Raw genomic sequence first — 12,115 nt, forward strand, 5'->3', positions numbered from 1 at the left:
TCAAAACTAGAACTTTCAGGTTTCAAACTAGAACTTTCGAGATTGTGAATTGGTTAACCAACAACTAACCCATCTTGTTGTTGATACAAGTGGTAGTAGCGGCCGCGTTGGTTCATGAGTTGGTTGTGGGTACCGCGTTCGGCGACTTTACCTTGGTGCATAAGTACAATTTCATCTGCTTGTTGAATTGTGCTGAGGCGATGGGTGATGATGAACATTGTTCGCCCTTGGAAGGCTTGGATTAAGTTAGTACATACTTGGCGTTCAGTATCGTAGTCAAGAGCGCTGGTTGCTTCGTCCAAAATTAACAACTGGGGATTTTGTAGAATTGTACGAGCGATCGCAATCCGTTGTCTTTGTCCTCCCGATAGTGCGGAACCACGTTCACCGACTCTTGTGTTGTAGCCATTGGGCAAATTCATGATAAAGTCGTGGGCAACAGCAATTTTGGCAGCAGTGATCACTTCTTCGCTGGTTGCTTCCGGATTTGTCAGGGCGATATTTTCTAGAACAGTGCCGTCAAATAACAAAGTATCTTGGGGAATAATGCCAATTTGCGATCGCAGTGAATACAATTCGACTTTACTAATGTCATAACCATCAATGAGAATTCTACCTGCATTGAGTTCATACAAACGTGGTAGCAATTTCATCAACGTACTTTTACCAGAACCACTCATTCCGACAATTCCTACCACCCTTTGAGCCGGAAACACTAAATTAATATTGTCTAATTGCAGTGAACCGCCAGCAGAAAATCGAAACGAAACATTTTCGTAAGTAACAGCACCCTGAATCACAGGCATGGGAATATTATCTTGGTCGATTTGTGTAACTTCCTGCGGCGTATCAACAATATCACTCAGACGTTCTAGAGACAGGGCTGTTTGTTGGAAGTTTTGCCACAATTGCAATAATCGTAACAATGGACTAGTAACATACCCCGCAATAATCCGGAAAGCAATCAACTGACCTAAAGAAAGTTCGCCCTTGAGTACTAAATACGCGCCAACCCACAACACCAATAATCCTGAAAGTTGATTGAGAAAATTACTAGCTGAACTAGCAGCAGTAGAAGTTACTATGGTTTTAAACCCAGATGAAACATAGCGAGCATAATGTTCTTGCCATTGCCAACGGGTACGCAATTCAATATTTTGGGCTTTGACTGTCTGAATTCCAGAAAGTACTTCTACTAAATAAGATTGGGTTTGGGCGTTGCGTTCGGCTTTTTCTCGCAGTTGTCGTCTAACTATCGGTGCTGCAACTAAACTGAGTATGGCAAACAAAGGAATAGTAGACAAAGATACCAGTGTCAACACCCAGCTATAAATCACCATCACAACGATGTAGATTACTGAAAAAACCGAATCCAACACCACAGTCAAAGCTGTACCCGTGAGAAAGGAGCGGATGTTTTCTAGTTCATTTACCCTAGTTGCTAATTCTCCTACCGGATGACGATCAAAGTAACGCAGAGGTAAACGCAGTAAGTGATCAATAATTTCTGAACCCAGAGCTAAGTCAATTCTATTGGTAGCTTCTGCAAATAAATAAGTTCGTAAAGTACCGAGAACCGCTTCAAAGATGGCTGCTAACAGTAAAAATACACCCAACACTTGCAAAGTATCGATACTGTTTTGCACCAAAACCTTATCAATGATTACTTGAATCATCAACGGATTGGCAAGTCCAAACAACTGCACAAAAAACGAAGCGATCAGAACTTCCAATAAAACTGTGCGGTGACGGTTAAGTGAAGGCAAAAACCAACTCAAGCCGAACTTTTGCTGCGGCGTCGCTGAGGTGGCTGTCAGTAATAAAACTTGAGCTTGTTCACCCCAATTTTTCACAAATTCAGTCATTTTTTGACGCACAATACCGCGTTCTGGTACACCCAAAACCACTTGACGATCGCTCGTTTCATAAACCACCGCCATGCTATTTTGCCAATGAATCAACGCAGGTGTCGGTAAACGATTCATTGCATTAGCTGGTACTGTCACCAATTGCGCCTTCAACCCCATAAAATCCGCAATTGACCCACATAATTGTAGAGAAACTGGTTTGCTCGAATCTTTGTGGTTATTGGCGATCGCTCTACGAATATTCTCCTTGCGAAAAGGCATCCCAAAATACTGACTCACCATCTGTAAACAGGCGAGGGTAGCATTACGCCAAGAGTCGCGGATGTGGGGGTATTTTTTATTTTGGGGAGCGGGGATTGGGGAACAGACGCGATTAATCGCGTCTCTACTATTGACCTTTGTACAGACGCGATTAATCGCGTCTGTACTTGACCCTACAAAATAAGCTTTTAAAGTTGGTTCCTCTTCTAACAGGGTCAAGAATTCCTCACTTGGAAGTACAAGACAGAGGGTTTCTTCGTCAGAAGCTATTACTTTTTCACAGGGTATACCCTGCAACAAGCTCCTCCACCCGACTATTTCTCCCGGTTGTAATTTTTGCAATGTTACAGGTATATTGTTGTGGGAGTTATTACCAATTAGCCGCGCCTGTCCTGTATAAATAATTGCTATATATGATGGTAACTCTTGCAGTGGTAGAATAGCTTGTCCCATTCCGTAACGCTGCACTTGCAATTTTTGGCATAATTGCTGCAATTGAACAGGAGATAATTGTTTAAAGGGTGGGATACCTGATAAAAAAGTTTGGATTGCACTAGGAATTTGGGTCATAAAGCGATCACAACTATGTACCTTTGTGCCTTGGAGTCTTGGTGTTGAAAATGAAACCACTAAGACACTAAGACACCAAGAGTCTTAACAGTTATTGAAGGGATTGAATTCTGCAACTTGTTGTCCCAACCATTTGAGAAATAACTCATGGCGCAACTGCCAACGGGTAAGGTCATTTAACTCAACAGGAAGGAGCTTTTCTAACCTGAGAATGACAAACCAATTATCTATAGGTGTGGGTGGTAAAAGTTGTCCTGGCTGAATGACAGTTAAAAATTTAGCCAAAGTCGGGTGGAGTTTACCTAGTTCTACTGGACCAACGATACCTTTAGTGCGGGCTTCTGGCCCCATGGAATATTTAGGAGCAAGTTCCGCAAAAGACTGTTCCTCTGCTTGCAAACGGAAGTATATTTCTTGGGCAATACCACCATCTTTGGTACGAATCACCGAATAAATGACTCGATCAAGTTGGGGTTTACGAATCACAAAGTAAGCATCTAATTCGTTTTTCCAAGTAGCCTGTTTAAACTTTTCTAGTCGTAACGCCCGTGTGACTAATTTGCGGACTTGTTCTGGAGTCATGTTGCGATCGCGTAACCAAGCTTGACGTTCAGCCTCTGTTTTTAAACGTTGCTGTAAGTAAAAACCCTGATAGGCTTTTTCTTCTTCTTCTGGTGTGCAATCAAAGGGTGCGATCGCCTGATCTATGATCATTTCTCGCAACAGTTGTGGCAATAACTGGTAATTTGCCAGCAAAGGAATAATTTCTTCCGCCGTAACTTTTTGTTCGCGAACTTGTAAAATTACGCTCATAATCAGGGGATTGGGGATCGGGGATTGAGGATTGGGGATCGGGGAACGTGGGGTCCCCTCTGGGGATAAGGGACAACGGGGATTGGGGATTAGTTATTTTCCTTTGTCATGATGTCTCCCTGATCCCCGATCCCCTTTCCCTCTTCTTAAGCAAAAGCAAAGTTTGTCTGAGTCAGATTAGTAGCTTGAATTCCGAGTAACACAGCTACATCTTGTCCATAGACACCGATGATGGTGTTATCACCTTCTTGGCGGGTTGTCCAATCGCTACCAAGAGAATCATAGGTAAAGCTGACGTTCGCAAAGCCAATTACATCTTTTTCTGTACTGTTAAAGTCAGTAATTGTATTGGGGTTTGCTGGTAAGTCTGTTTCATCGGTAACAATCCAAAACTGATCGGCTCCTTCACCACCAGTAACAATGTTTTCGCCTCCGCCAATACCAATGTATAACTCGTCGTTACCTGGACCGCCGTTTATGAGATTTTTTGTACCAGCCAAGACGATGTCGTCATCATTTCCTGTGTCAATTTTGTTACCACTGCCAAATATACTGACATCAACGATGTCATTGCCATCTCCGGTAAACAGGTATTGATTATCTCCAAAGAATAAATCTGGATAGAGAGCAGCATTATCGGAATTCGGATCGTAGAGATAATCATCAAAATAATCATCTTCTGGTGTACCGTAGATGGTTGATTTGGGTGTTCCTAAACGCGGATCAAGATCAAGGGGATTAGATAACTCCAATACAATAAATTCATTGTTGTCTGGTTGAGATGCGTTGCGGGTGGCGTTGAATGGATAGTTGTTGTCATTAGCCAGCAAAATGGTATTTTTGTCCAGAACCAAAATATCTTCAATAGTCTGGAAGGGGAAAGTAAAGACGTTGCTACCATCACTATTGAGATCATTAGGATCAGCAATGTTTAGTAAATCAACTACTTCTTCTTTGTAGAGATAACCCTGTGGGTTAGTTTGGGAAATATCGACTTTGAAGACTTTCTTAAACTTCGCATCGTCTCCCGACAAATTATCTCGTTCAATGATCAGGAATTCGTGGTCGTTGATGGGAGTTGCATCGCCGATCGCATGGCTAGGATCGCTTAATTGATAGTAACCAACCAAATCATTGCTAAAGGTTTTAGTTGCAACATCAAATTTGTAAACACGTAAGGCGTCGGTGGGGTCGCCTGCAACGTATCCTTCTAAAATTGGGTAGAGTGTCTTGTGATCAGGACTGTAACTGATGGCTTCAAAGCCACGTGAACCTGACAAATTAGCGATCGCTTCGTTGTTTTCTACTCCTGGATTCTGGGGAGAAGCAACATAATCTGCAATAATTTTGTCTCTTGCAATCACTCCATCATCGGCAAAATCAGTGAAGTAGCCATCTACCCCTAACCGAATAAACTGCTCATATTCTAGTTGTGGATTACCTTTGTAGTCGGGTGAGAGATAATATGCATCGCTACGGAAGGTATACGGATGTACTAACAACCCTGCTTGATGAGCATCGTAGACTAGGGTAGTTGGTTCCTGTAAATATCTATCGGCGTCACTAATTTGTCCATCGCCGTTAATATCGTCTGGTTGACCATCACCATTTTGATCAACGGTTTTAGCTGGTACAATCAGTCGCTTACTGGGACCGATGCCTTCAGCATAGGTAGCAATTTCTGTCAAGCCATCGGGAGTAATTAGATCGGCGTAGGTTTTACCAATTCCCTGATATATATAGTCGTAGGGAGAACCACTGCCATCTATTAACTGCACTAAGGGAATATCAATCCCAGCATCGGGCATAATCTCGTTTTCTAGTTCAACGAGATTAGAAACTTCAAAAGATTGAATGAAAATCCGGTCAGGATCGACAAAATTATTGGCAATTAGGGTATCAATTAAAATTTGGGAGGTATCGTAATTGATGGGAGTACCATCTAAAAACTTGCCTTCTTGAGCAAAGTAAGTGGGGTGTTTGGTTTCGGGATAGATACCCAGTTTTATCCCGGTTTCGGCTTCGTACTCTTTGATGAAGTTGATGTATTCTTCCAGTGTGGGGATTTGGAAGTAACCATCATATTTAGCACTTTCAGGGCGGATGTTGGGAATACGTTCTACAGCGCGCAGTTCTTTAATTTCAGCCAGTGTGAAGTCTTCTGCAAACCAGCCTGTGATGCTTTGTCCATCTAATACTTTAGTCGTTAGGCGATCGCTAAATTTTTCAAAGTTAGCAACGTTGGTTGTGGCTTCGAGAATAACAGGCTTGCCGTTATCATCATAAATAATGTTGCCGTTTGCATCCGTCTTCACACTCGCCAACACTGGTTCGTGACGGACAATCAAAACTCCATCTTTGGTGACGACCAAATCTGGTTCCAGAAAATCAGCCCCAAATTCAGCGCCCAAATTATTAGAAGCAACTAAATTTCCGCCTAAATCGCCAATTGTATGTTCTGGACGAATTCCCGGCGCACCACCACGATGACCAATGACAATTGGATCTTGTCCGTTGAGAGTGTTAACTGGGTAAATATTGGGGGTAGAAACAGGCGCATCAATCAACACGCCATTACTATCAAAATGTAAGAGATAGGGACCGAATTCTTCACCAATCCAAATTGTGCCGTCTTCAGCTAGAACGATAGACTCAGGATCGAAGTCAGCTCCTGTCAAGAAGCGGTCTGGTGAGTTTTCGTTGACAATTTGCCAAGAAATTAGGTTATTAGGATCGGATAATTGGATATAGTCAGTCCACTGTGCATTGCCACTACCACTGTCTACCGTTTTGAAATCTGGATCGATCTTGTAGATCCGCAGTAGATAATCAGCACTATTTGTCTGACCACCAAAACCGTTATCTGACAAAAACCAGTAGCTATCGGAGTCAGCAAACTGCACTCCACTAAAACCTTGTACAGGTTGTCCTGGAAATGGGCCAGTACGCTTGTTACTGGAAATGACTTTGCCATTTCCATCATTTTGACCCGATGGTGGCCCGTCGGCATAGGTATCAGCGGGTAGTGAAGAATATTTGACTAGAGAAGCTTTTGTCATAGTTAAATCTGCCCATACTAAACTGTGATCTGAAGAAGGCGTGGTATTTGCATTTTGGCGATCGCCCACTAGCCGATAAAGTGGATCGTTAGTGGTAGGCCAGAATACTTTGGCATCCTGAATTGCTAAGTTTTTAGAAGGTAAAACGTAGTCAGCACGAATGTTTCCAGGATTATTGTCATTGAAATCTGCTGTGTCATACGCTGGATCACTGATGTGAGTGGTATTCTTTCCACCATCCAGCAGTGCTTGTTCAGAACCACCCTGGCTGTTTGGTGTGACACCAGTATTGACATACCTATTTTCTAGTAACTGCCGAATCGCATAGTTATAACTGTCTCCGTCATTAGGATCGGCATTTTGGTCGCCCAGAATCACGAAGGCTGCTTGTTTTGTCAGTCCTCCATAATTGCCGTTGTCGTCATAGATATAATCGCCTGCTCCAGGAGTGATATAGTCTGACCACAAGCGAATCTCATCATGGTTACGCTTGCCATTGCGGTCTTCTTGTCCATCGAATACAGGCGGTGTGGGATGACTGACTAATGCGTGAATAATCTGACCATTGACCTCGATTGGCACATCCCAATGACTCTTGGAAGATAGCCTTACTACTTCTTGCTCTTGTTGAGAGTACCAGGGAGTGTCAGAATCAGGAAGTGCGATCGTTGATAGCAAAGAATCGGGCATATCTTTCCACAAAAAATTCTGGAAAGTACGCACATTATCTGTATCAATTGGATACTTAGACAGCAAGAGCATTCCAAACTGACCAGGAAAATTACCGAAGCCAAAGGCATCGTCTCCGTATCCACTTTCACCTGGTGTGGTTACAATCTTGCCATCATTGTTCAAATCATAGCCAGAACTAATACCTGTATTAGAAGGAGCAATATAGAAATAGGGATATTCAACGGGGTCTGCTCCATTTTGACTGACTTCCAGATAGTTCTTGCGAAATAAATCAACTGCTTTAGTTGGGTCATCTGCGTAATAATCAAATTCTTGAATACTGATGACATCAGGATTTGTGCGTTGAATAATTTCGGCAATAGCTTGAGCTTGAGAATTGTCTGGCGTAGATAAATCTTCAATCAGCTGCCCTTCTGTATTCCGGTTTAGGGAAGCGTTAAACTGAGCAAAGCGAATTGTATCCTGTGTCATGGTGAATGAATATGTTACTTAATTTCACTCAAATACTTATGTGTGGTTGGAGCAAGAATAATTTATAGAAAAACTGCAATATATTCTCTAGATAAAAATAATAAGTAGAATATCTTTAGCAAAATCGACAACATGAAATTAAATATTTAACAGTAAGTTTACTTAAAATATTCAGCATGTTTTCTCTAAAGTTACTTCAGAATAAATAGAAAAATAAGCAAAAATCTGGGAAGAATATTCCTTTTCAACAAAGTAAAGTTTAGAAATCGAGAGAAAGAATTCTGTATATCTTATTTAATCGCATTTAATGATTTATTTCAGTTTAAAATCGCTGACTTAAAGGATAAGATATTTGTAGGTTAAGTGTCAGGAAATGTTTAATTAACTTTTGATTAATATTGAGTAATTATATTGAAAATTTATGAAGAATAATTACTTATGTGAAGTTTACTTTACAACTTCATGAAAAAAATCCTTGACAGATATAGGTATCCATAACGCACAAAATCAGGTAACAATCAAAATGAGCGATCGCAATCTTATCTGATTTGTGAGAATCGCAAAGCTTAGATCCCCGACTTGTGTAAAAAGTCGGGGATTTTGTCTCTCAGTTTCTGGGCAAGCCTCATCAATTCCAAAGTGTTGTTAGGCTAAGAATGACACTAAATCATCTAGCAATAATGTATAATCCCGAACAATTGAACTACTCTCACGAGACTCAGTATGGATAGATCGCTCATAGATCAGCTCATAGAGACTGTTCACCAAGAGTTAATTCCCAAATTACAGATTGAGAGCATAGATCCCCATGAACCAGTAAAAATCAGCTATCTTCCTTATCCTTGGCAAAAACTGGGAGCAGGAAATTACGCCGCAGTAGTCTACCACCCAGATTACTTAGACTGGGTGGTAAAGATTTATGCACCCGGACGTCCAGGTTTTGAGGAAGAGGTAGAAGTCTACCGTCGTCTGGGTTCTCACCCCGCTTTCTCCGAATGTCTATATGCTACAGAAGGCTTTTTAATCCTGAAGCGGTTACATGGAGTTACCCTTTATGACTCTATCCAACGTGGTCTACGTATCCCCAAGCAAGTTATCAAAGACATCGACGAGGCCCTAGACTATGCACGTCAGCGGGGACTGTATCCTCATGATGTGCATGGGCGTAATGTCATGATGCATCAAGGTAGGGGATTAGTTGTAGATATTTCAGACTTTCTCCATGAAGAAAAATGTTCCAAATGGAACAATCTCAAAAGAGCATACTATTGGTTATATCGTCCCATCTTCTCACCATTGCGGCTCAGGATTCCCTACTTTTTCCTAGATATTATTCGCAAGAGTTATCGACTGTTATCTAAGTTAAAAAAATTTTGCGATCGCATTTTCTATAAAATTTCCAGAAGACACAACCTTGATTGACACTACCCGTTGACATTTACCCCAAAGACTTACCTGCACTACCTCCTGCTGTTTTTTAGTTCCGTCAAACTCACGTATATTTAAGGACTAAAGTCCTGACTACAAACATACTAAGTATCATCAATTCCTGATTGTTCTTCGCTATTTGTGATTTTTTTAACTGCTAAATCGTCTGTTTCTGGTGTAGTTTCATCGTTTAATTTATCAGAAACGATGATAAATTCAGTTTCTCGTTTAGATTTACTATTCCATTGGTCTAAAACATCTTTCACAAAAACTTCTTCCAGCCAAATTTTAGCCACAACAGTGAGCGGTAGAGCTAAAAATAAGCCTAAAAAGCCAAACAAATATGCAAAAAATAGTTGAGCAATTAAAGTAATGGCTGGGAGTAAGGAAACCTGATGTGCCATTACAATTGGCGTGATAAAATTACTTTCGGTTTGTTGAATGAAAAAGTAGAGTCCCAACACAGCCAAAGATTTCCAGGGAGCATCTAAAAGTGCGATCGCCATGGCTGGAATCACACTCAGTGTCGGGCCCAGATTGGGAATCAAGTTTAAGAATCCTGCTAAAACCCCTAAAGCAAGGGCTGCGGGAACACGTAAAATTGATAAGCCGATCACGCTCATCAATCCCACCACAGACATAGCGATAAAAGCGCCTGTAACCCATCCCTCCAAGGAAACTTCGCATCTATCCAAAATTCCATCTACCCGTCGCCGATAAAAAGAAGGAAATAAGCGAATGAATAGCTTGCGATAAGCTTGGGGATCGGCTAAAAACATCCCTGTCAAAACAAGCACTAATAATATTTTGAGAACTACTTCCAAAGAACCAGAAACGACGGCGAAGGAAGTACCAACCGCACGATTAATAAATGGCTGTGCTTGTTGGCTTAAACTATTGATATCGGGAATGAATGGAGTTAACTGGCTAGGAAGGGCTGATCTAATGTGGGAAAACCAAATATTAAAGCGTCCTATACCTCTAGGAACCTGATAGGTAACTTGTTGAAACTGAACGGCAAAAGGTGGGACAATTAGCCAGAAAAAACCAACTATAGCAGCTAGAAAGATACCCACTGACAAGGCTACGGCGAATCCGCGTCTCATCCCGGAGCGTTGAAATCTTCGAGCGAGTCGATTCAAGGTAGTTGCTAATACTATTGCAGCAAACATTAGTAGAAGTACTTCTTTGAGTTGCCACAATATATACACAGACACGAGTATGGCAATTAAGCCGATCCATTGACCTAGATTCACGCCTTAACTCCTGGCAGTTGATAAACTGCTATTTTAGATCAGTTATCAATTACTAACTCTCAGTGAACAGCTAACCTGATAACTGTTAACAGCAGCTAGACTAGCCGATTTTAGCAACATTCGCCTTATAGGGGTAAGCTAGTAGTCTGGCAACCTAAAATTGCTGAGTTCGTAGTGGAGGACTAAAGTCCTTACTACAAACCCACTCATAACTCCTCCTACACCCACCCTTACGGGAATTCTTACACCCCTACACCCTTTTTCAAGTTAGTTAAAAGCATCTTTGATATTATCAACAGTGCGTTCAACAGCATTCTTTGTTTTGTCTACTGCTTTTTGAGTCCGAGCTGCATCTTCTTCTGCTCTTTTGTGAATTCGAGCCGTATCTGTTTTTGCTTTGCGCTCGATAAAACTATCATTATCATCTGTTGCTTGCTCAACACGTTTAGCATTTTTCCTTGCTGTCTGCTCAACTTGATCTGCTGTATCTCGGATGAAACCCTTAGCTCGTCGAGCATCTTCATTGGCTTTCCCTTGCACTTGATCGCCCATGTCTGCTGCCGCGATCAAGTTTACAGCAGGAGCAGCCATTGCTGAGGAGTTCGAGAAAAATGTACTTTGCCAAGTAAAAGCGATCGCTGATACACAAAATAGAGTGGTTGCGAGCAAGCGTCCTACAGTTGCAATAACTTTCATAAAATACTTATGTCCATTAGATTTAGCATCCTCATATTTACTTCATCTAGCTCATCAGCTAAAAGGCTCTTTAGACAGAGCTTTTATCGTCTATTTTTATGAAAAAATTCGCTCTTTCAATAGATTCTAAAATTTTTGAGCAATGTGAAAAGCGGAAATATATGACAACTGAAGACTTCCACCAAATTCATAGTCTATTTTATTCCGCAATCCTGCAAATAAAGCCTCTTTGCTTTGTGGCTCTAATTTGAGGTATGGTGAATAAGTGTTCAAAAGCATCAAATATTCATCAGTTGTATAAGTGACTTCAGACTCAACTTTTCCGGCTACTAAGTTTTTAAATTGTTCAGAATCTGTGATCATTTCGCCCAATTTTCTCAAGATATTTTCTTGAGTTTCTCTATCTTCATATCGATCTAGGGATGGAGCGTGGATTTGATAGACTTCGGATAAACGTTGGTAAACTTGATAGCTCGGCTGAAGTTCTTTGTTCCACAATAAAATTAAGTAGCCATTTTGTTTGAGAGCATTTGCTGCTTTTGGATATCCAACTTCCGACGGTATCCAATGAAAAGAACTCGCTGCTAAGACAGCATCAAATTTTTCTGGTTCTAAGTTCCATTCCTCAAAGGATATATTTTGAATCTCTACATTTGGATACTGTTGACAATTTTGTTGAGCTAACTGATAAAAATCTGAGTTGGGTTCTAAACATAACATCGAGCAACCTAATGGAGCAAATGCAATCGTTGCAGTTGCTGGGCCAGATCCCACCTCTAAAATGTTTGAAGTAGAGGACAGTTGAGCAATGTCTACAACTTGACGAATCAAATCTTCAGGATAATGTGGTCTTGCTTGGTTGTAAGCTTCTGCTGCTGGAGAATACCAATTTTTGCGCTCTTCTAAGTCCTTATTGGAGTAACTAGCGATTATTTCTTTGAGGTTTTTCATAATTTTTTTGTGTGAGCTTTGGTAATTTAAATCGGTAAGTCTTAATATA

General features: G+C 41.1%; 7 protein-coding genes. 1 reads left to right on the forward strand and 6 read right to left on the reverse strand.

Features of this window, described 5'->3' with window-relative positions; translation table 11 throughout:
- Positions 1-53 precede the first annotated feature (53 nt).
- From ACE1AT_RS06630 to ACE1AT_RS06640, 3 genes are all read right to left on the reverse strand, one after another.
- Positions 54-2,699, reverse strand: a complete 2,646-nt coding sequence (locus tag ACE1AT_RS06630) for a type I secretion system permease/ATPase (RefSeq protein ID WP_374866529.1) — start codon at positions 2,697-2,699, stop codon at positions 54-56.
- An 84-nt stretch (positions 2,700-2,783) separates the two neighbouring features.
- Positions 2,784-3,512 (reverse strand): peptidylprolyl isomerase, encoded by a 729-nt coding sequence (locus tag ACE1AT_RS06635; RefSeq protein ID WP_374866531.1) that lies wholly within the window; start codon positions 3,510-3,512, stop codon positions 2,784-2,786.
- A 146-nt stretch (positions 3,513-3,658) separates the two neighbouring features.
- Entirely contained in the window at positions 3,659-7,735 is a 4,077-nt protein-coding gene (locus ACE1AT_RS06640; protein WP_374866533.1) for an esterase-like activity of phytase family protein, read from the reverse strand.
- A 723-nt stretch (positions 7,736-8,458) separates the two neighbouring features.
- On the opposite strand from ACE1AT_RS06640, the gene ACE1AT_RS06645 reads away from it, so the two are divergent.
- A complete protein-coding gene (locus tag ACE1AT_RS06645) occupies positions 8,459-9,157 on the forward strand; it encodes a serine/threonine protein kinase (protein WP_374866535.1) in 699 nt (232 codons plus the stop codon).
- 110 nt (positions 9,158-9,267) lie between these two features.
- Here the strand turns inward: ACE1AT_RS06645 and ACE1AT_RS06650 are convergent, their stop codons facing one another.
- The 3 genes from ACE1AT_RS06650 to ACE1AT_RS06660 form a co-directional block, all read right to left on the reverse strand.
- Entirely contained in the window at positions 9,268-10,419 is a 1,152-nt protein-coding gene (locus ACE1AT_RS06650; RefSeq protein WP_374866536.1) for an AI-2E family transporter, read from the reverse strand.
- 267 nt (positions 10,420-10,686) lie between these two features.
- Positions 10,687-11,115 carry a hypothetical protein gene (locus tag ACE1AT_RS06655; RefSeq protein WP_374866538.1) on the reverse strand — a complete coding sequence of 143 codons (429 nt, stop codon included), beginning with the start codon at positions 11,113-11,115 and terminating at the stop codon, positions 10,687-10,689.
- Positions 11,116-11,241: 126 nt separating this feature from the next.
- Entirely contained in the window at positions 11,242-12,066 is an 825-nt protein-coding gene (locus tag ACE1AT_RS06660) for a class I SAM-dependent methyltransferase (protein WP_374866540.1), read from the reverse strand.
- Between the last annotated feature and the right edge of the window lie 49 nt (positions 12,067-12,115).

Source organism: Pelatocladus sp. BLCC-F211, from assembly GCF_041928655.1.
In the GTDB taxonomy this organism is placed as follows: Bacteria; Cyanobacteriota; Cyanobacteriia; order Cyanobacteriales; family Nostocaceae; genus Pelatocladus.